Source organism: Pseudomonas fluorescens (assembly GCF_000730425.1).
In the GTDB taxonomy this organism is placed as follows: domain Bacteria; phylum Pseudomonadota; class Gammaproteobacteria; order Pseudomonadales; family Pseudomonadaceae; genus Aquipseudomonas; species Aquipseudomonas fluorescens_X.
This window is the reverse complement of sequence record NZ_CP008896.1, coordinates 2,725,067-2,745,040: the sequence shown is the minus strand read 5'-3', so window position 1 is coordinate 2,745,040 and position 19,974 is coordinate 2,725,067. Positions and strand designations below refer to the sequence as shown.

The 19,974-nt window shown below is 60.5% G+C and carries 24 protein-coding genes and 1 pseudogene; 16 read left to right on the top strand and 9 right to left on the bottom strand.

Translation table 11 applies throughout. The features are described 5' to 3' along the window. Window positions 1-7: 7 nt before the first annotated feature. The 7 genes from HZ99_RS12060 (at window position 8) to hisC (ending at window position 5,896) form a co-directional block, all read left to right on the top strand. Window positions 8-661 carry an MlaC/ttg2D family ABC transporter substrate-binding protein gene (locus HZ99_RS12060; RefSeq protein ID WP_038443319.1) on the top strand — a complete coding sequence of 218 codons (654 nt, stop codon included), beginning with the start codon at window positions 8-10 and terminating at the stop codon, window positions 659-661. Beyond that, complete coding sequence (locus tag HZ99_RS12055; protein WP_038443318.1) at window positions 658-963, top strand: STAS domain-containing protein; 306 nt, start codon at window positions 658-660, stop codon at window positions 961-963. The genes HZ99_RS12060 and HZ99_RS12055 overlap by 4 nt, the downstream gene beginning before the upstream one ends. Window positions 964-1,077: 114 nt before the next feature. Continuing rightward, window positions 1,078-1,317 (top strand): BolA family protein, encoded by a 240-nt coding sequence (locus HZ99_RS12050; protein ID WP_010567702.1) that lies wholly within the window; start codon window positions 1,078-1,080, stop codon window positions 1,315-1,317. A gap of 23 nt (window positions 1,318-1,340) precedes the next feature. Then, window positions 1,341-2,606: a UDP-N-acetylglucosamine 1-carboxyvinyltransferase gene (gene murA / locus HZ99_RS12045; protein WP_029291769.1), complete on the top strand. Its 1,266-nt coding sequence runs from the start codon at window positions 1,341-1,343 to the stop codon at window positions 2,604-2,606. A 154-nt stretch (window positions 2,607-2,760) separates the two neighbouring features. After that, window positions 2,761-3,396 carry an ATP phosphoribosyltransferase gene (gene hisG, locus HZ99_RS12040; RefSeq protein WP_003188599.1) on the top strand — a complete coding sequence of 212 codons (636 nt, stop codon included), beginning with the start codon at window positions 2,761-2,763 and terminating at the stop codon, window positions 3,394-3,396. A 127-nt stretch (window positions 3,397-3,523) separates the two neighbouring features. Continuing rightward, window positions 3,524-4,840: a histidinol dehydrogenase gene (gene hisD, locus HZ99_RS12035; protein WP_038443317.1), complete on the top strand. Its 1,317-nt coding sequence runs from the start codon at window positions 3,524-3,526 to the stop codon at window positions 4,838-4,840. Between the two features lie 3 nt (window positions 4,841-4,843). Continuing rightward, window positions 4,844-5,896 (top strand): histidinol-phosphate transaminase, encoded by a 1,053-nt coding sequence (hisC, locus tag HZ99_RS12030; protein ID WP_038443316.1) that lies wholly within the window; start codon window positions 4,844-4,846, stop codon window positions 5,894-5,896. Between the two features lie 103 nt (window positions 5,897-5,999). Here hisC and HZ99_RS12025 read toward each other — a convergent pair whose 3' ends face one another. Together HZ99_RS12025 and upp are read right to left on the bottom strand one after the other, a co-directional pair. Further along, on the bottom strand, window positions 6,000-7,274 hold the full coding sequence (locus HZ99_RS12025) for a uracil-xanthine permease family protein (protein WP_038443315.1): 1,275 nt from the start codon (window positions 7,272-7,274) through the stop codon (window positions 6,000-6,002). 2 nt (window positions 7,275-7,276) lie between these two features. Then, the gene (gene upp, locus HZ99_RS12020; protein WP_029291751.1) at window positions 7,277-7,915 is read right to left on the bottom strand and encodes a uracil phosphoribosyltransferase; all 639 of its coding nucleotides are present in this window, start codon (window positions 7,913-7,915) and stop codon (window positions 7,277-7,279) included. A gap of 163 nt (window positions 7,916-8,078) precedes the next feature. On the opposite strand from upp, the gene HZ99_RS12015 reads away from it, so the two are divergent. The 3 genes from HZ99_RS12015 to HZ99_RS12005 all read left to right on the top strand — a co-directional run bounded on the left by HZ99_RS12015 (window position 8,079) and on the right by HZ99_RS12005 (window position 9,496). Continuing rightward, complete coding sequence (locus tag HZ99_RS12015) at window positions 8,079-8,636, top strand: hypoxanthine-guanine phosphoribosyltransferase (RefSeq protein ID WP_025856323.1); 558 nt, start codon at window positions 8,079-8,081, stop codon at window positions 8,634-8,636. 3 nt (window positions 8,637-8,639) lie between these two features. Next, entirely contained in the window at window positions 8,640-9,107 is a 468-nt protein-coding gene (locus HZ99_RS12010; protein ID WP_038443314.1) for a WbuC family cupin fold metalloprotein, read from the top strand. Between the two features lie 101 nt (window positions 9,108-9,208). Next, window positions 9,209-9,496 carry a PA4642 family protein gene (locus tag HZ99_RS12005; protein ID WP_038443313.1) on the top strand — a complete coding sequence of 96 codons (288 nt, stop codon included), beginning with the start codon at window positions 9,209-9,211 and terminating at the stop codon, window positions 9,494-9,496. Between the two features lie 96 nt (window positions 9,497-9,592). On the opposite strand, the gene mqo is transcribed toward HZ99_RS12005, so the two are convergent. Then, complete coding sequence (gene mqo, locus HZ99_RS12000; protein ID WP_038443312.1) at window positions 9,593-11,101, bottom strand: malate dehydrogenase (quinone); 1,509 nt, start codon at window positions 11,099-11,101, stop codon at window positions 9,593-9,595. 732 nt (window positions 11,102-11,833) lie between these two features. After that, a complete protein-coding gene (locus tag HZ99_RS11995; RefSeq protein ID WP_038443311.1) occupies window positions 11,834-12,070 on the bottom strand; it encodes a hypothetical protein in 237 nt (78 codons plus the stop codon). A 169-nt stretch (window positions 12,071-12,239) separates the two neighbouring features. Here HZ99_RS11995 and HZ99_RS11990 point away from each other — a divergent pair, with 169 nt between their 5' ends. Next, window positions 12,240-12,827 carry a YajG family lipoprotein gene (locus HZ99_RS11990; protein ID WP_038443310.1) on the top strand — a complete coding sequence of 196 codons (588 nt, stop codon included), beginning with the start codon at window positions 12,240-12,242 and terminating at the stop codon, window positions 12,825-12,827. 57 nt (window positions 12,828-12,884) lie between these two features. Here HZ99_RS11990 and HZ99_RS11985 read toward each other — a convergent pair whose 3' ends face one another. Beyond that, window positions 12,885-13,094 (bottom strand): hypothetical protein, encoded by a 210-nt coding sequence (locus HZ99_RS11985; RefSeq protein WP_038443309.1) that lies wholly within the window; start codon window positions 13,092-13,094, stop codon window positions 12,885-12,887. Between the two features lie 183 nt (window positions 13,095-13,277). Between HZ99_RS11985 and HZ99_RS11980 the strand changes: the two genes are divergently transcribed. Next, complete coding sequence (locus HZ99_RS11980) at window positions 13,278-13,535, top strand: hypothetical protein (RefSeq protein WP_038443308.1); 258 nt, start codon at window positions 13,278-13,280, stop codon at window positions 13,533-13,535. 63 nt (window positions 13,536-13,598) lie between these two features. Here the strand turns inward: HZ99_RS11980 and HZ99_RS11975 are convergent, their stop codons facing one another. Then, the gene (locus tag HZ99_RS11975) at window positions 13,599-14,762 is read right to left on the bottom strand and encodes a 1-acyl-sn-glycerol-3-phosphate acyltransferase (protein ID WP_181883236.1); all 1,164 of its coding nucleotides are present in this window, start codon (window positions 14,760-14,762) and stop codon (window positions 13,599-13,601) included. A gap of 143 nt (window positions 14,763-14,905) precedes the next feature. On the opposite strand from HZ99_RS11975, the gene HZ99_RS11970 reads away from it, so the two are divergent. The 3 genes from HZ99_RS11970 to HZ99_RS11960 are packed head-to-tail and all read left to right on the top strand — an operon-like array spanning window position 14,906 to window position 16,022. Further along, window positions 14,906-15,088 (top strand): CPXCG motif-containing cysteine-rich protein, encoded by a 183-nt coding sequence (locus HZ99_RS11970; protein ID WP_038443306.1) that lies wholly within the window; start codon window positions 14,906-14,908, stop codon window positions 15,086-15,088. A 15-nt stretch (window positions 15,089-15,103) separates the two neighbouring features. Further along, the gene (locus HZ99_RS11965; RefSeq protein WP_038443305.1) at window positions 15,104-15,364 is read left to right on the top strand and encodes a putative signal transducing protein; all 261 of its coding nucleotides are present in this window, start codon (window positions 15,104-15,106) and stop codon (window positions 15,362-15,364) included. Window positions 15,365-15,401: 37 nt separating this feature from the next. Next, window positions 15,402-16,022 carry an SOS response-associated peptidase gene (locus HZ99_RS11960; RefSeq protein WP_038443304.1) on the top strand — a complete coding sequence of 207 codons (621 nt, stop codon included), beginning with the start codon at window positions 15,402-15,404 and terminating at the stop codon, window positions 16,020-16,022. Between the two features lie 40 nt (window positions 16,023-16,062). Here HZ99_RS11960 and HZ99_RS29590 read toward each other — a convergent pair whose 3' ends face one another. Beyond that, complete coding sequence (locus HZ99_RS29590; RefSeq protein WP_404942457.1) at window positions 16,063-16,806, bottom strand: methyl-accepting chemotaxis protein; 744 nt, start codon at window positions 16,804-16,806, stop codon at window positions 16,063-16,065. A 114-nt stretch (window positions 16,807-16,920) separates the two neighbouring features. After that, window positions 16,921-17,121, bottom strand: a pseudogene (locus tag HZ99_RS29585) (HAMP domain-containing protein); the annotation flags it as partial. A gap of 1,298 nt (window positions 17,122-18,419) precedes the next feature. Here HZ99_RS29585 and HZ99_RS11950 point away from each other — a divergent pair. Then, window positions 18,420-19,235: a M48 family metallopeptidase gene (locus tag HZ99_RS11950; protein WP_038443302.1), complete on the top strand. Its 816-nt coding sequence runs from the start codon at window positions 18,420-18,422 to the stop codon at window positions 19,233-19,235. A 101-nt stretch (window positions 19,236-19,336) separates the two neighbouring features. On the opposite strand, the gene HZ99_RS11945 is transcribed toward HZ99_RS11950, so the two are convergent. Next, window positions 19,337-19,921: a TMEM165/GDT1 family protein gene (locus HZ99_RS11945; RefSeq protein WP_038443301.1), complete on the bottom strand. Its 585-nt coding sequence runs from the start codon at window positions 19,919-19,921 to the stop codon at window positions 19,337-19,339. Window positions 19,922-19,974 lie beyond the last annotated feature (53 nt).

Sequence of the window (19,974 nt, the reverse complement as noted above, 5' to 3'; positions counted from 1 at the left end):
TTTGTTCATGATCTCTACCTTGCGACGTGGCCTGTTGGTGCTGTTGGCAGCCTTGCCATTGATGGCTAACGCCGTGGCGGCGCCTTCGGCGCATGACATTATTGATAGAACCACCAAAGAACTGCTGGCTGACCTTGCCGCGAACAAGGAGCAGTACAAGCAGAGCCCAAGCGCGTTCTACGATGCCCTCAACGGTATCGTGGGCCCTGTGGTCGACGCTGACGGCATCTCCCGCAGCATCATGACCGTCAAGTACTCGCGCAAGGCTACACCCGAGCAGATGCAGCGCTTCCAGGAAAACTTCAAGCGCAGCCTGATGCAGTTCTATGGCAATGCCCTGCTGGAATACAACAACCAGGGCATCGTGGTTTCCCCCGCCAAGGATGAGTCCGGCACCCGCACCAGCGTAGACATGCAGGTCAAGGGCAACAATGGCTCGGTTTATCCGGTTTCCTACACCCTTGAGAAAATCAACGGTGAATGGAAGGTGCGCAACGTGATCATCAACGGCATCAACATCGGCAAGCTGTTCCGTGATCAGTTCGCCGATGCCATGCAGCGCAATGGCAACGACCTGGACAAGACCATCAATGGTTGGGCCGGTGAGGTGGCCAAGGCCAAGGAAGTGACCGAAGAAGCAGCAGAGAAGCAGGCCCCATGATCGAATCGGCTGTTCGTCAAGGCCAGGCCGGCGAGTTGCTCCTCAGTGGCGTGCTCGACTACAGCACCGGGCCGGCACTGCGCAAGCAGGGCCAGGCGCTGATCAATGCCAGCACTGCGCCGGTATTGGTCCTCGATTGCTCGTCGGTGGTGAAGTCCAGCAGTGTTGGCTTGTCATTGCTCTTGTGTTTCCTACGTGACGCAGCAAAGGTCAACAAACCTGTCACTATTCGCGCATTGCCCGAGGATATGCGGGAAATCGCCCAGGTTTCTGGTCTGACCGAGCTGTTGGCGCATCCTTAATACACATTATTGAAGAAGCCCCCCGTCAGAGTCCTGCTATGCGGGGTTCGCAGGCGCGGGGCTTTTTTGTATGATGTGCGACCCGCGCGCACTGGGCGCCGATAGAGGTTGAGCATGCAGGCCCTAGAAGTTAAAAGCTTCCTTGAAGGAAAGCTGCCGAATACTGAGGTTGCAGTTGAAGGCGAAGGCTGCAATTTCCAGCTGAACGTGATTAGCGATGAACTGGCGGCATTGAGCCCGGTCAAGCGTCAGCAGCAGATCTATGCCCATTTGAACCCGTGGATCACCGATGGCAGCATCCATGCGGTCACTATGAAATTTTTCAGTCGCGCGGCCTGGGCCGAGCGCACCTGAGCCCCCAAGGCGTCGAGATTCTTATGGATAAATTGATTATTACCGGCGGTGCCCGTCTTGATGGCGAAATCCGTATCTCCGGGGCTAAAAACTCGGCCTTGCCGATCCTGGCCGCCACCTTGCTGTGCGATGGCCCGGTTACCGTAGCCAACCTGCCGCACCTGCACGACATCACCACCATGATCGAACTGTTCGGTCGCATGGGCATCGAGCCGGTGATCGACGAGAAACTGTCTGTCGAAATCGACCCGCGCACCATCAAGACCCTGATCGCACCGTACGAACTGGTGAAAACCATGCGTGCCTCGATCCTGGTCCTGGGCCCGATGGTTGCCCGTTTCGGCGAAGCCGAAGTGGCGCTGCCTGGCGGTTGCGCCATCGGTTCGCGTCCGGTGGACCTGCACATCCGTGGTCTTGAAGCCATGGGCGCGACCATCGACGTCGAGGGCGGCTACATCAAGGCCAAGGCGCCGGAAGGCGGCCTGCGTGGTGCCAACTTCTTCTTTGATACCGTCAGTGTGACCGGTACCGAGAACATCATGATGGCCGCTGCCCTGGCCAATGGCCGCAGTGTCCTGCAAAACGCCGCGCGCGAGCCGGAGGTGGTCGACCTGGCCAACTTCCTGATCGCCATGGGTGCCAACATCACCGGCGCCGGCACCGACACCATCACCATCGACGGTGTGAAGCGCCTGCACTCGGCGACCTACAAAGTGATGCCGGACCGTATCGAGACCGGTACCTACCTGGTTGCCGCTGCCGTCACCGGTGGTCGCGTCAAGGTCAAGGACACCGATCCGACCATCCTCGAAGCGGTCCTGGAAAAGCTGCGCGAGGCGGGTGCCGAAATCACCACCGGCGAAGACTGGATCGAGCTGAACATGCACGGCAAGCGACCTAAAGCCGTCAACGTGCGTACCGCTCCGTACCCGGCATTCCCGACCGACATGCAGGCGCAGTTCATTTCCCTGAACGCGATTGCCGAAGGCACCGGCGCGGTGATCGAGACCATTTTCGAAAACCGTTTCATGCACGTGTATGAACTGCACCGCATGGGCGCCAAGATCCAGGTCGAAGGTAACACTGCCATCGTCACCGGTATCGAACAGCTCAAGGGCGCGCCGGTGATGGCGACCGACCTGCGGGCTTCGGCCAGTTTGGTGATCTCGGCGCTGTGCGCTGACGGCGACACCCTGATCGATCGCATCTACCACATAGACCGTGGCTACGAGTGCATCGAAGAAAAGCTGCAGATGCTCGGCGCAAAAATTCGCCGCGTACCGGGCTAGTCCCTGCTGCACGGGCGCAGGGACGCGCCCGCACGAGGTGCGCTTGCACACCTTGGCTGAATTTGTTTCAAATCGAGGCTGTAATGGCCTCGATCTGTGTCTGGCGCCGTTTGCGACCGGACAGCAATAGCCTGATGAAGGACTGACGTTTCCCATGTTGACCATCGCACTGTCCAAGGGCCGCATCCTTGACGATACTTTGCCGCTTCTGGCTGAAGCGGGCATCGTGCCGACCGAGAATCCGGACAAGAGCCGCAAGCTGATCATCCCCACGACCCAGGACGACGTTCGCCTGTTGATCGTGCGGGCTACCGACGTGCCGACCTACGTTGAACATGGCGCGGCCGACCTCGGTGTCGCCGGTAAGGACGTGCTGATGGAGTACGGCGGCCAGGGCCTTTACGAGCCGCTGGACCTGCGTATTGCCCTGTGCAAGCTGATGACCGCCGGCCGTGTCGGAGACGTCGAGCCAAAAGGCCGCCTGCGGGTTGCCACCAAGTTCGTCAACGTCGCCAAGCGTTATTACGCCGAGCAGGGCCGTCAGGTCGATATCATCAAACTCTATGGCTCGATGGAGCTGGCACCGCTGATCGGCCTGGCCGACAAGATCATCGACGTGGTCGACACCGGCAACACCCTGCGCGCCAATGGCCTGGAACCCCAGGACTTTATCGCCGACATCAGCTCCCGCCTGATCGTCAACAAAGCGTCGATGAAAATGCAGCATGCCCGTATCCAGGCGTTGATCGACACCCTGCGCAAGGCAGTGGAGTCTCGACACCGCGGTTGACTCACCTGCGCGGCCTTGGGTCGCGCCCGTCTATCCGCCTCATAGCCAGAATTCTCAGGTGCCCAAGCGGAAACGACTGCTAGTTTAGGGCGCCTGAGTTTTTGCCAATTCTATTGAGGCCCTCGCTATGACCACGTCCACTGCAATTGCCCGACTCAACGCTGCCGACCCGGATTTCGCCCATCATCTGGATCATCTGCTGAGCTGGGAAAGTGTGTCCGACGATTCGGTCAACCAGCGGGTGCTCGACATCATCAAGGCCGTGCGCGAGCGCGGCGATGCGGCACTGGTGGACTTTACCCGCCAGTTCGACGGTCTGGACGTCAAGTCCATGGCTGACCTGATCCTGCCCCGTGAGCGCCTGGAGCTGGCTCTGACACGCATCACTGCGCCTCAACGCCAAGCCCTGGAAGTCGCGGCAGCGCGGGTGCGCAGCTACCACGAAAAACAGAAACAGGACTCCTGGAGCTATACCGAAGCCGACGGTACGGTACTGGGGCAGAAAGTCACGCCGCTGGACCGCGCCGGCCTGTATGTGCCAGGCGGCAAGGCTTCGTACCCGTCATCGGTGTTGATGAATGCGATCCCGGCCAAAGTGGCGGGTGTGACCGAAGTGGTCATGGTGGTGCCGACCCCGCGCGGTGAAATCAACGAACTGGTGCTGGCCGCTGCCTGCATCGCCGGGGTTGACCGCGTGTTCACCATCGGTGGTGCCCAGGCCGTTGCCGCGTTGGCCTATGGCACTGAAAGTGTGCCGAAGGTGGACAAGGTGGTCGGCCCCGGCAATATCTACGTCGCCACCGCCAAGCGCCATGTATTTGGCCAGGTCGGTATCGACATGATCGCCGGCCCCTCGGAAATCCTCGTGGTGTGCGACGGCCAGACCGATCCGGACTGGATCGCCATGGACCTGTTCTCCCAGGCCGAGCACGACGAAGACGCCCAGGCGATCCTGGTCAGCCCCGACGCCGAGTTCCTCGACAAGGTGGCGGCCAGCATCAATACGTTGCTGCCGACCATGGAACGCGCCGAGATCATCGAGAAATCGATCAATGGGCGTGGTGCATTGATCCTGGTGCGGGACATGGAGCAGGCCATCGAAGTGGCGAACCGCATCGCTCCCGAGCACCTGGAACTGTCCGTGGCCGACCCACAGGCCTGGCTGCCGTCGATTCGTCATGCCGGTGCGATTTTCATGGGCCGCCACACCAGCGAAGCCCTGGGCGACTACTGCGCCGGTCCCAACCACGTGTTGCCGACCTCCGGCACTGCGCGATTCTCGTCGCCGCTGGGGGTGTACGACTTCCAGAAGCGCTCGTCGATCATCTTCTGCTCGCCTCAGGGGGCGTCGCAGCTGGGCAAGACCGCCTCGGTGCTGGCCCGTGGCGAATCGTTGAGCGCACACGCCCGTAGCGCCGAATACCGCATCGTCAAGGGAGAGTAAGACATGAGCAAATTCTGGAGCCCTTTCGTCAAGGACCTGGTGCCTTATGTGCCCGGCGAGCAGCCGAAGCTGACCAGGCTGGTCAAGCTCAACACCAATGAAAACCCCTACGGCCCATCGCCCAAAGCATTGGCGGCGATGCAGGCGCAGTTGAACGACAACCTGCGTTTGTACCCTGACCCCAACAGCGACCTGCTCAAGCAGGCCGTGGCCAAGTATTACGGGGTAGATGGGAGCCAGGTGTTCCTCGGCAACGGTTCCGACGAAGTCCTGGCCCATATCTTCCATGGTCTGTTCCAGCACGATCTGCCGTTGCTGTTCCCCGATATCAGCTACAGCTTTTATCCGGTGTATTGCGGCTTGTATGGCATTGCCTCGGCCCCGGTGCCGCTGGATGAGCAGTTCCAGATCCGGGTGGCGGACTACGCCAGGCCCAACGGTGGGATCATTTTTCCCAACCCGAACGCACCGACCGGCTGCGTGCTGGCACTGGACGCGGTGGAGCAGATGCTCAAGGCCAGCCCGGACTCGGTCGTGGTGGTCGATGAAGCCTATATCGACTTCGGTGGCGAAACCGCCATCAGCCTGGTGAACCGTTACCCCAACCTGCTGGTCACCCAGACCCTCTCCAAATCGCGCTCACTGGCCGGTTTGCGGGTGGGCCTGGCGGTGGGCCACCCGGACCTGATCGAGGCGCTGGAGCGGGTCAAGAACAGCTTCAACTCCTATCCGTTGGATCGCCTGGCGATTGTTGGCGCGGCGGCAGCCTTCGAAGACCGTGAATACTTCGAGAAGACTTGCCAACTGGTCATCGACAGCCGTGAGAAGGTGGTTTCGCAACTGCAGGAGAAAGGCTTTGAAGTGCTGCCTTCGGCCGCCAACTTCATCTTCGCCCGTCACCCACGGCACGACGCGGCCGGCCTGGCGGCCAAGCTGCGGGAGCAAGGGGTGATTGTGCGGCACTTCAAGCAGGAGCGGATTGCCCAGTTCCTGCGGATCAGCATCGGTACACCTGAGCAGAACCAGGCGTTGATCGATGGTCTCGGCCAGCTGTAAACACCCCCTGTAGGCGCCGGCTTGCCGGCGATGAGGCCCTTGAATTGAGCATTGAGCTCAAGGACGCCATCGCCGGCAAGCCGGCTCCTACAGAGGTTCGGTGTTACAGCAACGGTTCGTCCGGCTTCTTGTGTTTCCAGCCATCATTGCCCGGCAGCAGCAGGTTCAAGCCAATCGCCACTACCGCGCACAGGGCGATGCCCTTGAGGCCGAAGTCGTCCGGGCCGGTGCCGGTGCCGATCAGCACGCCGCCTATCCCGAATACCAGGGTCACCGACACAATCACCAGGTTGCGCGCTTCGCCCAGGTCGATCTTGTGACGGATCAGGGTATTCATCCCCACTGCGGCAATCGAGCCGAACAACAGGCACAGAATCCCGCCCATCACTGGCACTGGAATGCTCTGCAGCAGCGCGCCGAACTTGCCGACAAAGGCCAGGGTGATAGCGAATATCGCCGCCCAGGTCATGATCTTCGGGTTGTAGTTCTTGGTCAGCATCACCGCGCCTGTGACTTCGGCGTAGGTGGTGTTGGGCGGGCCGCCGAACAGGCCGGCAGTGGTGGTGGCGATGCCGTCACCCAGCAGCGTGCGATGCAGGCCGGGCTTTTTCAGGTAATCGCGACCGGTCACGCTACCCACGGCAATCACGCCGCCGATGTGCTCGATGGCCGGTGCCAGGGCTACCGGGACGATGAACAGAATCGCCTGCCAGTTGAATTCCGGCGCGGTGAAGTGGGGCAGGGCGAGCCACGGTGCAGCGGCGATCTTTGCGGTATCGACCACGCCAAAGTAGAACGACATGCCAAAACCCACCAGTACCCCGGCAATGATCGGCACCAGGCGGAAAATGCCCTTGCCGAACACTGCCACGATCAGCGTGGTCAGCAGCGCAGGCATCGAGATCATCATTGCCGTCTGGTAATGAATCAGCTCGGCGCCATCGCCCGACTTGCCCATTGCCATGTTCGCGGCAATCGGTGCCATCGCCAGGCCGATGGAGATGATCACCGGTCCGATGACCACGGGCGGCAGCAACCGGTCGATAAAGCCGGTGCCTTTGATCTTCACGGCCAGGCCGAGGAAGGTGTAGACGAAACCTGCCGCCATCACACCGCCCATGGTCGCCGCGAGGCCGAACTGGCCCTTGGCGAGAATGATCGGGGTGATGAAGGCAAAGCTCGATGCCAGGAACACCGGCACTTGGCGCCCGGTGACCACCTGGAACAGCAGCGTGCCCAGGCCAGCGGTAAACAGTGCAACGTTTGGATCAAGACCTGTGATCAGCGGCATCAACACCAGCGCGCCAAATGCTACGAAGAGCATCTGTGCGCCAGACAGGATCTGGCGCCAAAGCGGGTCGTTGAATTCATCCTGCATGCTCACGCGTCCTTCTGCTTGGTGCCGAAGATCTTGTCGCCAGCATCGCCCAGGCCCGGGATGATGTAGCCGTGCTCGTTCAGGCGTTCATCAATGGATGCGGTATAGATCACTACATCCGGGTGCGCTTTTTCTACGGCGGCGATACCTTCGGGGGCTGCGACCAGCACCATGGCGCGGATGTCCTTGCAGCCGGCTTTCTTCAGCAAATCGATGGTGGCGACCATGGAACTGCCGGTGGCCAGCATCGGGTCGATGATCATCGCCAGGCGCTCGTCGATTTCCGGGACGAGTTTTTCCAGGTAGGTATGGGCCTGCAGGGTCTCTTCGTTGCGGGCTACGCCCACAGCGCTGACCTTGGCACCGGGAATCAGGCTCAGCACGCCTTCAAGCATGCCGATACCGGCGCGCAGGATCGGTACCACGGTAATTTTCTTGCCGGCGATTTTCTCGACCTGGACGGGACCGCACCAACCGGGGATCTCGTAATTTTCCAGGGGCAAATCTTTGGTGGCTTCGTAGGTGAGCAACGCTCCGACTTCCTGAGCAAGCTCACGGAAGTTCTTCGTGCTAATGTCGGCGCGGCGCATAAGGCCGAGCTTGTGTCGGATCAGCGGGTGGCGGATCTCACGGATGGGCATGGGGAAAGGCTCCGGCAGCGGGCAAAAAAACCGGCCTAGATTAATCTATCCGAGGGTGTTGTCCTATAGACAACAAGTACGTTAGTCCATAAAGGCTTGAACGTTGCGTCCCAGAGGCGTACCTTCGCCCGCTTTTCTTGCCACAGTACCCCTGGAGAGCGCCATGTCCGCTGATCTCGAGCATATCCGTCAAATCATGCGCGAGGCTGACTGCCTGTACACCGAAGCGCAAGTCGAAGAGGCGATCGCCAAGGTCGGCGCACACATCACCCGCGAAATGGCCGATACCAACCCGGTGGTGTTCTGTGTGATGAACGGCGGCCTGATTTTCGCCGGCAAATTGCTGACTCATCTGCAATTCCCGCTGGAAGCGTCTTACCTGCACGCCACGCGCTATCGCAATGAAACCAGCGGCGGCGACCTGTTCTGGAAAGCCAAGCCGGAAGTGTCGTTCATTGACCGCGACGTGCTGATCATCGACGACATCCTCGACGAAGGTCACACCCTGGGCGCGATCATCGACTTCTGCAAACACGCCGGTGCACGCAAAGTGCATACCGCCGTGCTGATCGACAAGGACCACGACCGCAAGGCCCGCCCGGACCTGAAGGCCGATTACGTCGGCCTGCCGTGCATCGACCGCTATATTTTCGGTTATGGCATGGACTACAAGGGCTACTGGCGCAATGCCAATGGCATCTTTGCTGTGAAGGGGATGTAAACCATGGCGCGTTTTCTTGATCAGTCGTTGTTTGCCGAATTGGCCGAGAAAGCCGCCAGCAACCCCCGCGGCCGGCAGAACGTCAATTTCCACCAGATGGAAGAGCCGTGCCATCGCATGGCTGTCGGTTTGCAGCCACACACCTATGTGCAGCCCCATCGCCACCTTACCGCTGACAAAGCCGAGACCTTGCTGGTACTCAAGGGGCGCCTGGGCATTCTGGTTTTCAGCGAGTCAGGCGAAATCCTGGAGCGGCGAGTCTTGCAGGCGGGTGGAGATTGCCTGGGGGTTGATCTATCGCCCGGTGTTTTCCACAGCCTGGTCGTGCTTGAGCCCGACAGCGTAATGTTCGAGTGTAAGGCCGGGCCTTATCGCCCGGTAGGCGAGGGTGAACTGGCGAGCTGGGCACCCCGTGAGGGCGAGGCCGGCACGGCTGAGTACCATCGCTGGATGCTGGCCCAGTTCGATTGACCAATTGCTCTGTAGGAGCCGGCAAGCCGGCTCCTACACAAGCGCGAGTCCCGCAGGTAGACTTCCACTCCCGTGTACATGTCTGCAGGCTGGAGTCGGCAATGCGTAAAGATAAGAAACAAGTGATTGGTGACGAGATCGGCGACGATCAGATCAAGCTGTTCCTGGATTTTGAACCGGTCGACGCCACTTCTCCTTCCCTGCATAAACTGATCAAGGCCTATCGCGGCTTGCGCATCGACGATTTCGAGCGGTTCCTGGGCTTTTTCAAGGAAGCCGGGCTGGATCTCGACGGCAAGGATGAGCATGGCCAGACCTTCGTGGACCTGATCAAGGACCAGCGCAACGCGGATGAGTACATCGAGCTGATCAAAATCGCCCGCGGCTGAATCACCCAGGCAAAAAAACGCCCCGCTCTCAGCACGAGAGCGGGGCGTTTTTCATGGCCCTTGTGTAGGCGCGAGCAAGCTCGCTCCTACAGGGGCTCAAGCGTAGGTTTGGGCCTCGCTGCCTTGCTCAACCAGCTCCAGGCTGATGTTGTTCTGCACGCTGATCTTGCGATACAGCTCGGCATCGGTCTCCAGGACTTTTTCCCGGGCCGGGAAGATTTCCTGCAGCTTGGCTGCCCACTCGCCGGCGGCCTGGGCCGGGAAGCAGCGCTCGATCAGTTCCAGCATGATCGAAACCGTCACCGAAGCACCGGGGGAGGCGCCCAGCAGCGCGGCCAGCGAGCCGTCTTTCGCCGCGACCAGCTCGGTACCGAATTGCAGCACGCCGCCTTTCTTCGGGTCTTTCTTGATGATCTGCACCCGTTGGCCGGCCACTTCCAGGCGCCAGTCCTCGGCTTTCGCCTCGGGGTAGAAGCGGCGCAGGGATTCCAGGCGCTGCTCCATGGACTGCATCACTTCGCTGACCAGGTACTTGGTCAAGTCCATGTTGTCCCGTGCCACGGCCAGCATCGGGCCGATATTGCCGAGGCGAATCGACATGGGCAGGTCAAGGAACGAACCGAACTTGAGGAACTTGGTGGTGAAGCCGGCGTATGGCCCGAACAACAGGGACTTCTTGCCATCCACCACGCGGGTGTCTAGGTGCGGCACCGACATCGGTGGCGAACCCACGGCCGCCTGGCTGTAGACCTTGGCCTGGTGCTGCTTGACCACTTCGGGGTTGTCGCAACGCAGCCACTGGCCGCTGACCGGGAAGCCACCAAAACCTTTGCTTTCTTCGATACCCGACGCTTGCAGCAGCGGCAGGGCCGCGCCACCGGCGCCGAGGAACACGAACTTGGCGTCGACATGGCGGGTGTTGCCGCTGTTAACGTCCTTGATGCTCACGGTCCAGCCAGCGCCATTGCGCTTGAGGCCGGTGACGCGCTTGCTGTACTTGACCTGGGCATCCGGCGAGCTGCTCAGGTGCGCCAGCAATTGGTTGGTCAGGGCGCCGAAGTTGACGTCGGTACCGTTCATCACGCGGGTCGCGGCGATTTTTTCGTCAGCCGGGCGGCCTGGCATCATCAACGGCATCCACTCGGCCATTTCTGCACGGTCTTCGGTGTAGTGCATATCCGAGAATGCATGATGCTGGCTGAGGGTTTCAAAGCGCTTCTTGAGGAACGACACACCTTTTTCGCCCTGTACGAAGCTCAGGTGCGGCACTGGACTGATAAAGGACCTGGAGGAGCCAAAGGTGCCTTTTTTGGTCAGGTACGCCCAGAACTGCTTCGATACCTCGAACTGGGTGTTGATGTGCACGGCTTTCTTGATGTCGATGGAACCATCGCCAGCCTGCGGGGTGTAGTTCAGCTCGCACAGCCCGGCGTGGCCGGTACCGGCGTTGTTCCACGGGTTGGAACTCTCTGCTGCACCCGAATCCATCAGCTCAACGACTTCCAGCTTGAGTCCGGGGTCGAGCTCCTTGAGCAGTACGGCGAGGGTGGCACTCATGATGCCCGCACCTACCAGTACTACGTCGACTGCTTCGTTATGCGCCATTTAACGCGTCTCCAAAATCTGCAGCACCAAATTGACGGCATGGCTGCCAGGAGTGACGGGGCGGTTCACGTGATGCCCCAGGTTACCCATGGCCAGGATCGCCATGTCCGATTCTTCGCAATTTTTTTGCAACTTCAGCGGACGCTGCCGACCAGGCCTTATCTGCATATGAACGCATTTCAGGGCCCCTGTGGCAATTCGACTTATGGTCAAGTACGTCCGATCGTGCAACCAAATCCGTAGCGGACAGGCTTCAAACTCCGTTTTTTGAGGAGTACTCGGTCCTGTGTGGTTGGGCAGTGCCAGACGTTGATGGTGCTTGTACAAACGCAAAACTATTCATTTGCTCGCCACACTCTTGTGAAGTTGTGAAAACCCGTTTTTTCACGCTCTTTTGAAGACGTGAACCTCAAAAAAGGGCTGCCCCAGCCTGGCACCTGGCCCGAAACCACTGCCGACACGCGGCATAACGGGCAAACAACTCAAGTGGCCGAGCGCAATGGCAGCTCTGGCAGATTCGGTAAAGGCGCAGGTTTGCAGACAAAACAGCCAGCTCGCCAGCTTCACTCGATCTGTGTGGGCGGCTCTCTGTGGGCGGTGCGGGGGAGCTAATACCTGGGCATTAGCGATGCTGCGAGGCCCGATCAGGAGACGTCCTTATAATCGGGGGGAGATTGTAGCGAAGAACTGCGGGGAAATGGACGTGTTTTATGACTTTTATTAGCGCTTCGGTCAGGCGGTCAACGGCAGGCGGTGCGATGACCGTGCGCGGCGCGGGCTGATGCGGGCGCGGGCGGGCAGGGGATGGTGCATCCAACTCAGGCGGATCTCCTGGACTTCGACCCAACCCTCACCTACAGGTGGTTGGCGGCACTGCTTGAACGCCTGGCAGCGACCTTGCTGGTCGAGCAGGGCAAAGTTGCGATGGGCGGGCGTGGCAGCGAAAAAGCGCCAGAGAAAATTGAGCATGGTTGGCCTCCTGATAATGGGGGCAAGCATGCCAGCCCGGCATGACATATCGGTGACACTGAACGGCAGCAGGCGGCCTGGGTCTGACGTTGCAACTGGCCCTAGTTCCCGGCCGCGACGGGCCGCTATACTGCCGGGCTGTCGGTACCTGAATTCTGGAGAGAAAAGCATGTTGCAACGCCTGTTGTTCGGTTTGATCACTGTGACCAGCTTGACCCTGGTTGGCTGCGCCCACAGCCCGCAGCAACTCAGCCCGCAACCTAAGCTCACCACCCAATTGGCGCCCGTGGGCCATGGCCAGCCGGTCTCGGTGCGTGTGGTTGATGGTCGTCCGTCGCCAACCCTGGGCACCCGTGGCGGCCTGTACCCGGAAACCAGTGCCATCACGGTGACCGGTGCCGATGTACTGCCCAAGCTGCAAGCCCAGGCCGAAGCGGCCGTGCGCCTGCTGGGCTTCACCCCGACCAGTAACTCGCCAGGCGCGCCGCAGTTGACCGTGACCCTGGCCGAGTTGAAGTACCAGTCGCCCAAGGAAGGCCTGTACGTGACCGAGGCCACCATCGGCGCGACCTTCCGCTCTGATGTATCGGCGGGGAACCGCCGCTACAGTGGCCGTTACGCTGCGTCCCTGGACCAGCGCTTCGGCATGGCGCCAAACCAGGAAACCAACACCAAGCTGGTCAGTGACGTATTGAGTGATGCCCTGACGCGCCTGTTCAAGGATCCCAGCATCGGCCAGATCCTCAGCTCGCAGTAATCGCTTGTAAAAAAGCCGGGCCCAGTCACGGGCCCGGCTTTTTTGTGTCTGTGGCGTTCATGCCGCTGTTTCGACATAAAAGTTCAGCACACTCACCCCAGTCGATAGGTCCAGCTCCGGCAGGTCGGCATGCTGATGCCCGCCGAGGGCGCAATACACCAGCCAGTGCCGGTCCTGGACATTGAATGCCAGTGCGCCGACCAGCGCCTCTTGCTCATCGCTTGGGGCGATCAGGTACAGCCGATCCTGGTTCTGCGCGTGCAACATGACAAGCTCCCGGATGTTCGAAGGGCAACAGAGTGGCTTGTTAAGGTGACGTTCAGGTGACGCTGTAAATTACTCGATACATTAGCCGTCAATGGGGGAGGGAGCTGTGGTGCGCAGGAGGGCGCAGATCGTCCAGGTTTGTATCTGGATAGATACCTGGTCACTGTTGCATCGAGGTTTTTGATGTCGCTGCCGGCATTACTGCTAAACACCACTGCATTGTTGATTGCCTGCCCAGGCGCCGGGTTGCTGTTTGTAACCCGTCTGCGGGAGCAGCGGGCGATGGCCCGGCTCGCCGCGCAAAGTGAAGATCGGGCGATTGATCAGCCGATGTTGTTTCTGGATGTGCGTACCGAGCGCAGCCATCGCCTCGGCTACCGCATCGCCTTTGCCTGTCTGGCCCTGGCACTGCTGCTGTCCTGGGCCAGCACCCGACTGTAAAGCTCGCCAAAGCAACTGTAGGCGCTGGCAAGCCAGCGCCTACAGTTGATTGCGCCGTGTTGTTTAGAGGGGAATCCCGGCTTTGACCCGATACTGATTGCGCACCGGCGTCGCATATTGCAGCACCAGATACGGACGGTGTTCCGCCGGGCAGGCATTGAGCCGTCGCTCCCACTCCGCTTTCGCCTTGGCCAGCTCATCGGTCGGGAATACCTCGGCCGCCGCCGGCACCTGCAATTGCGGGTCCGCGTCGCTCCACTGTGCATATGCCAGGTAATGCACTGGAAACAGCCGATACCCGCCAAGAATCTGCCGATCCATCTCGATGGCCAACAGCTTGGTGTCTTCAAAGCGCTCGGTGATGGGCAGTGCAAAGTTGATATGGACCCGACCCTTGTAGCCGGTAATGCCCAGGGCAATGCTTACGTCATCTTCACCTGGCGCCTTGGCGTAGGTGCCGGTGGTGGCGCGGATATACAACTCGCGAGCCTTGGCCGCGTCGCATGGGTCGTATTCGTAGCTGATGGACACCGGGGTCAGGTTCAGCGACAGGATGACTTCGGCGAACGGTTCGTCCTTGCGGCTCATATGGAACATCTTGAGGATCGCCGATTCGGTGCGATCATCCCCATCCTTGGCGCGGCCTTCGGCCTGGGCGATCCAGATCGACTGGCAGTCGTTGCGGATCGAATGGTTGATGTAGGCCGACAGTAACTGATAAGCCGCCATTTTCTCGCGCCGCCCGGTGATGGAGCGATGCACGATAAAACTCTTGTTCAGGCGCATCAGGTCGCTGACAAACGGCTTCTGCAGCAGGTTGTCACCGATGGCAATGCGCGGTGTTGGCAGGCCGGCGTGGTACACCGCATAGTTGACGAAGGCCGGGTCCATCACGATGTCGCGGTGGTTGGCCAGAAACACATAGGCTGTGCCGGACTTGAGCTGCTCGACCCCGGTATAGGTGACGCCGTCGGTCGCCCGATCAATGGTGTGGTCGACGTAAAACTCGACTTTGTCCTGCAAGGTGGCGACGGTGGTGACACCGGCGAACTCACGGCGCAGCTTCTGGGCGATCAGCGGCTTGAGCAGCCAGCCAAAGGCACCGGCAAAGCGCGGGAAGCGAAAGTGGGTCAGGATGTCCAGAAAGGCCTTGTCACTGAACAGCCGGGCCAGCACTGCCGGGACTTCGCTGTCGTTGTAAGGTCGGATGGTATCGAATTCGCCCATCATGCTCTCTTGTTAGAAACGGCTAGGGTAAGTAAAGGTTTGGATCGATAAGTGACAGGGCGGGGTCTGAACAAATGGCATCAAACGAAAAAGCCCTGCAAATAGACCGGCGATTATACGCACAAGTCACTTGGGAGACCGCGATGCTCGAAGCTGCGCTGTACGATTGTCCTTATTGTGGTGAACAGATCGAGACAACCGTGGATTTGTCCGGTGGTGACCAGAACTATATAGAAGACTGCCAGGTGTGCTGTCGGCCGATCGTTTTCGACCTGCAGGTTCACGGTGACGAATGGATGCTCGAAGTGCGCAGTGAAAATGAATAAAGGGGGGAGGCGGCCATGCAACGAATCTACGAGCCGGAAAACCTGATGGAAGGCGAGTTGTTGCAACAAATGCTTGCCAGCGAAGGCATCGCGGCTCATCTGGTGGGGCGCCACTTGCTCGGTGGCACGGGTGAGCTGCCGATTTTCGGCCTGCTGGGCCTGGAAGTGGAGAACGACCAGGCCACCTGTGCCCGCGAGCTGATCACGGCATATATCGGTGCGCAACCACTGCCTGGCGATGAGCCCGACAGCTACCCCGACGTGCTGGTCTGTTAGGCTTGTCGACCGGTTTACCCAAGAGTCGTGTTGCCCCATGTGTGGACGTTATGCCCTGTTTCGCTGGAACCCCGCCTTTGCTGCCTTGCCAGGTTTCCCGACGGATCAACAGGCCCAGTGGAATATTTCCCCCAATGATTCGGTGCTGATCCAGCGTGCCGTCGACGGCCAGCGCACCCTGGCGCGGGCACGTTGGGGGCTGACACCGCCGTGGCTGACCGATCTGTCCCGCACCCCGGCCCACGCCCGCGCCGAAACCCTGGCGGAACAACCGATGTTTCGCGAGGCTTTTCGCCTGCGCCGTTGCCTGCTGCCGGCCAATGGCTTTTATGAATGGCGCGGCACTCAGCGCAAGCGGCCGTACTGGCTGACGCCGGGGGAGGGCTCGACCCTGTTTTTCGCGGCGATCTGGGAGGCTTACCCAGTGCAGGAGCAAGTGTGGTTGAGTGCCGCGGTGGTTACCCAGGCCGCGCAGAGCCAGCGCCGGCCGTTGATTCTGGATGCGGCGGGGCAGGCGGCCTGGCTGGATCCCGAGACGCCTCTGCATGTGTTGCAGGGGTTGTTGGCCAGTGAGCCCACGGCGTTGCGCGAGCGGGTGCTGGCCAACCTGGTCAATGATCCGAAGCTCAATGGGCCGGAGTGTTTGACCCCGGGTTGAGCCTGGAAGTTGTCGGGAGGATTTAAGGGCGCCGAAACCTTTAGACCCTGAACTGATTGATCAACCGCCGCTGCTGCTCCGCCAACTGAGTCAGCCCCGCACTGGCGGCGCTGGACTCATCCGCACCCCCCGCCACTTCATTGGCCACCTGCCCGATATTGATCACATTGCGGTTGATATCCTCGGCCACCGCGCTCTGTTCCTCCGCCGCGCTGGCAATCTGCGTGTTCATGTCATTGATCACCGACACGGCCTGGGTAATGGTCTCCAGGGCCTTTGCAGCCTTGGCGGCGTGTTGCACGCTTTCATCGGTACGCTGCTGGCTGTCTTCCATGACCCGCACTACATCCTGCGTGCCTTGTTGCAATTGCTGGATCATGGTCTGGATTTCTTCGGTGGCCTTCTGGGTTTTCTGCGCCAGGTTGCGTACTTCGTCGGCTACCACCGCAAATCCCCGGCCCTGTTCGCCAGCCCGCGCGGCCTCAATCGCGGCGTTAAGGGCCAGCAGGTTGGTCTGCTCGGCAATACCGCGGATGGCAATCAGGATCGCGTTGATGTTCTCGCTGTCCTTGGCCAGGGCCTGGACCACACCCACCGCCTTACCGATCTCCAGGGCCAGGGCGCCGATGGACGTGGAGGTGTCGCGCACGATCTGCATGCCCTGGCTCGCGGCCTGGTCGGCGTGGGTGGCAGCCTGTGCGGCCTGGGTGGCATTGCGCGCTACGTCCTGGGCGGTGGCGGTCATCTCGTGCACAGCGGTGGCGACCTGGTCGATTTCGACCATTTGCTTGTGCACGCCCTGGTTGGTGCGGATGGCGATGTCGGCGGTGTGCTCCGACGAGTCGCTGACCTTCTGCACCGAACTGACCACCTGGGTGATCATGCCCTGCAGCTTGATCAGGAAGGTATTGAAGCCCGCGGCAATCGCCCCCAGTTCATCGGCGCGGTCACTGGTCAGGCGGCGCGTCAGGTCGCCTTCGCCCTGGGCGATGTCATTGAGCATCGCCACCATTTGCTTGAGCGGGCGGGCAATGCCGTGGCCCACCAGCCAGATCACCAGCAGGCCGATGCCGGCAATCAGCAGGCCAACCAGGGTCATGCCGAAAATATCGGCCTTGCGCTGGGCGTCCAGGTCACCTTGCAGGGTGTGCAGGTCGGCCATCACTGCGCTCAGGGGCAGTTGCAGCATCAGGGTCCAGCGCGCATCGGTCTGGCCGATGTTGAAAGGCAGGAACAGCTCGATATGCCCGTTTGCCTGGTCGATGTCGTAGCGCACGTCGCCGACTTTCAGCTGGCCGAGGTTATCCAGTTCACTCTTGTCGAGCAGGTCGCTGGCCTTTTCTCCCAGTTTTCCCGGGTCCTTGGTGTAGGCCACCAGGCGGCCGTTGCTGGAAATCAGCGCTATCTCGCCGGCACCGTTGTACAGCTTCTGGTCTGCAGCGCTGAGCATTTCCTGGATGAAATTGACCGGCAGGTCGGCCCCGACGATGCCCTGGAACGCGCCGTCGATCATGATCGGTTCGATAAACGAGGCCAGCATCACCGTGGTGTTGCCCACGCGATAGGGTGCCGGGTCAATGGCGCAGGGCTTCTGGGTTTCCTTGGAGCAGAGGTAGTACTCGCTGGCGCGAATGCCGGTAGAAAGGATTTTCTGGTCGGTCAGGTCAGCGAGTTTTTCCAGGGCCAGGCTGTCGTCCTGGTTGCGGAACCACCATGGCATGAAGCGTCCGTTGGTGGGCTCTACACCGACGACGGTGGTGTTCAGATAGTGGGCGTCATTGTGGTCGATGGCATTGGGTTCCCAGGCAATATAGGAACCGAGGATTTTCGGGTTGCGGACCACGGTTTCGTGCAGCAGGTTGATCAGTTGTTCACGGCTGACCTGCAACGGGGCGGCGCCGCTTGCGTCCTTCATGCCCATCAGCGCATTGGTGGTGGCCAGGCCTTTGGCGATCACCAGTGGCGCTTCCAGTTCGCGTTGGATCAACGTGGCCTGGGTTTGTGCCAATGCCGTAAGGCGTTGTTCGATGATTTGTTCGAATTGCGCCTGGGTGCGTTCCTGCACCATCTCTTGGGTCCGTGCGCCGGCGAACAGCGCGTACAGCACCAGGGCCGCCACGACGCTCAGGACAATGGCCCCGGCCAATGCCGCAACAGAAAACTGAATCGACTTGAATTTCATGAAAGCTCCGGGCGCAGGGGACATGATCTGCCTTTTATATCGGCCACAGACGCGGCAGGCATGAGGGGGTGCCCGGTAAAAGTGTCGGGATGTCGTAAATAGAATGGTCGCCGGCGTGGGCGGTCTCTGAAATTTAGCGGTTAAGCGTCAGGTGTATCTGGCGCCGATACAAGGGAGGGCCTACGATACGCGCCATGTTTTCAGGGAGAATGTGCATGAAAAAATCATTGGCGGTAACGGCATTGAGCGCAGCCTTGCTGCTCGCCGGTTGCCAGTCGGTCAACACCACCAGCGGCGGTGCCGTGGGCGTGGAACGCAAGCAGTACATGTTCAGCATGCTGTCGAGCCAGGAAGTCGACCAGATGTACGCGCAGTCGTACCAGCAGACCCTGGGTGAAGCCAGCGGTAAGGGGCTGGTGGACAAGACCAGCGCCAACGCCAAGCGCGTGCAGGCTATTGCCAAGCGCCTGATCGCCCAGGCACCCACCTTCCGTCCGGATGCGGCGCAGTGGAAGTGGGAGGTGAACCTGATCAAGAGCGACGAAATGAACGCCAACTGCGGTCCTGGCGGCAAGATTTTTGTCTACAGCGGCTTGATCGACACGCTCAAGTTGACCGACGACGAGTTGGCGGCGGTCATGGGCCATGAAATTGCCCATGCCCTGCGCGAGCATGGCCGCGAAGCCATGTCCAAGGCCTACGGCATCGAGATGGCCAAGCAGGGCGCTGGCGCATTGCTGGGCCTGGGCCAGGACAGCATGGCCCTGGCTGACACCGTGGCCAATTACGGCATGACCTTGCCCAACAGCCGCAGCAATGAAAACGAAGCCGACCTGATTGGCCTGGAGCTGTCAGCCCGCGCCGGTTACGACCCGAACGCCGCGATCACACTGTGGAACAAAATGGCCAAGGCTTCCGAAGGCGCGCCGCCTGAGTTCATGAGCACCCACCCGGCCTCCAGCAGCCGGATCGCCTCGTTGCAGGCGGCGATTCCCAAAGTGATGCCGCTGTACCAGCAGGCCAAGAAGTAAGCGTCCTGTGTAGGTGCCGGCTTGCCGGCGATGAGGTCCTTGAGTCATGTACCGATTTCAGGGGCGCCATCGCCGGCAAGCCGGCTCCCACAAGGTGTATGTCAGATCCAACCGCTGCTTTGCATGGCCTTGTACACCGCCACCAGTGCCAGGATGAAGAACGCCGAAGCTGCCAGGCGACGAATCAGGGTCAATGGCAGCTTCTCCGCCGCGAAATTCCCCGCCAGCACCACGGGTACGTTGGCAATCAGCATACCCAGGGTGGTGCCGATAATGACCAGCCACAATTCCGGATATTGCGCTGCCAGCATCACGGTGGCGATCTGCGTCTTGTCACCGATTTCCGCGATAAAGAACGCAATCAGGGTGGTCAGGAACGGCCCGAACTTGCGCGAGGTGCTGGTTTCATCGTCGTCGAGCTTGTCTGGCACCAGGGTCCACAAGGCCGTGGCGCAGAAGCTCGCGGCAAGGATCCAGTGCAGCACCGCATCCGAAAAGAAACTGCCAAACCAGGCACCTACGGCACCGGCGGCGGCGTGGTTGGCCAGGGTCGCAGCGATGATACCGGCGATGATCGGCCAGGGTTTGCGAAAGCGTGCGGCGAGGATGAGCGCGAGCAATTGCGTCTTGTCGCCGATTTCGGCCAGGGCAACGATTGCGGTAGGAACGAGCAGTGAATCCAGCATCAGGTAGGTTTCCAGGGGCGGGTCGACACGGCTATGACACGTACAGCCTTCCC

Coding starts and splice junctions, on each gene's coding strand:
- HZ99_RS29590 (WP_404942457.1), bottom strand. CDS start 16,806: ATGGTCGAAATCGACCAGGTCGCCACCGCTGTGCACGAGATGACCGCC.
- HZ99_RS12005 (WP_038443313.1), top strand. CDS start 9,209: ATGCGTAAAGATAAGAAACAAGTGATTGGTGACGAGATCGGCGACGAT.
- HZ99_RS12055 (WP_038443318.1), top strand. CDS start 658: ATGATCGAATCGGCTGTTCGTCAAGGCCAGGCCGGCGAGTTGCTCCTC.
- HZ99_RS12060 (WP_038443319.1), top strand. CDS start 8: ATGATCTCTACCTTGCGACGTGGCCTGTTGGTGCTGTTGGCAGCCTTG.
- HZ99_RS11980 (WP_038443308.1), top strand. CDS start 13,278: ATGTCGCTGCCGGCATTACTGCTAAACACCACTGCATTGTTGATTGCC.
- HZ99_RS11965 (WP_038443305.1), top strand. CDS start 15,104: ATGCAACGAATCTACGAGCCGGAAAACCTGATGGAAGGCGAGTTGTTG.
- hisD (WP_038443317.1), top strand. CDS start 3,524: ATGACCACGTCCACTGCAATTGCCCGACTCAACGCTGCCGACCCGGAT.
- HZ99_RS11960 (WP_038443304.1), top strand. CDS start 15,402: ATGTGTGGACGTTATGCCCTGTTTCGCTGGAACCCCGCCTTTGCTGCC.
- HZ99_RS11975 (WP_181883236.1), bottom strand. CDS start 14,762: ATGGGCGAATTCGATACCATCCGACCTTACAACGACAGCGAAGTCCCG.
- HZ99_RS12025 (WP_038443315.1), bottom strand. CDS start 7,274: ATGCAGGATGAATTCAACGACCCGCTTTGGCGCCAGATCCTGTCTGGC.
- HZ99_RS11985 (WP_038443309.1), bottom strand. CDS start 13,094: ATGTTGCACGCGCAGAACCAGGATCGGCTGTACCTGATCGCCCCAAGC.
- HZ99_RS12050 (WP_010567702.1), top strand. CDS start 1,078: ATGCAGGCCCTAGAAGTTAAAAGCTTCCTTGAAGGAAAGCTGCCGAAT.
- hisC (WP_038443316.1), top strand. CDS start 4,844: ATGAGCAAATTCTGGAGCCCTTTCGTCAAGGACCTGGTGCCTTATGTG.
- HZ99_RS11950 (WP_038443302.1), top strand. CDS start 18,420: ATGAAAAAATCATTGGCGGTAACGGCATTGAGCGCAGCCTTGCTGCTC.
- HZ99_RS11990 (WP_038443310.1), top strand. CDS start 12,240: ATGTTGCAACGCCTGTTGTTCGGTTTGATCACTGTGACCAGCTTGACC.
- murA (WP_029291769.1), top strand. CDS start 1,341: ATGGATAAATTGATTATTACCGGCGGTGCCCGTCTTGATGGCGAAATC.
- HZ99_RS11970 (WP_038443306.1), top strand. CDS start 14,906: ATGCTCGAAGCTGCGCTGTACGATTGTCCTTATTGTGGTGAACAGATC.
- HZ99_RS12015 (WP_025856323.1), top strand. CDS start 8,079: ATGTCCGCTGATCTCGAGCATATCCGTCAAATCATGCGCGAGGCTGAC.
- upp (WP_029291751.1), bottom strand. CDS start 7,915: ATGCCCATCCGTGAGATCCGCCACCCGCTGATCCGACACAAGCTCGGC.
- mqo (WP_038443312.1), bottom strand. CDS start 11,101: ATGGCGCATAACGAAGCAGTCGACGTAGTACTGGTAGGTGCGGGCATC.
- HZ99_RS11945 (WP_038443301.1), bottom strand. CDS start 19,921: ATGCTGGATTCACTGCTCGTTCCTACCGCAATCGTTGCCCTGGCCGAA.
- hisG (WP_003188599.1), top strand. CDS start 2,761: ATGTTGACCATCGCACTGTCCAAGGGCCGCATCCTTGACGATACTTTG.
- HZ99_RS11995 (WP_038443311.1), bottom strand. CDS start 12,070: ATGCTCAATTTTCTCTGGCGCTTTTTCGCTGCCACGCCCGCCCATCGC.
- HZ99_RS12010 (WP_038443314.1), top strand. CDS start 8,640: ATGGCGCGTTTTCTTGATCAGTCGTTGTTTGCCGAATTGGCCGAGAAA.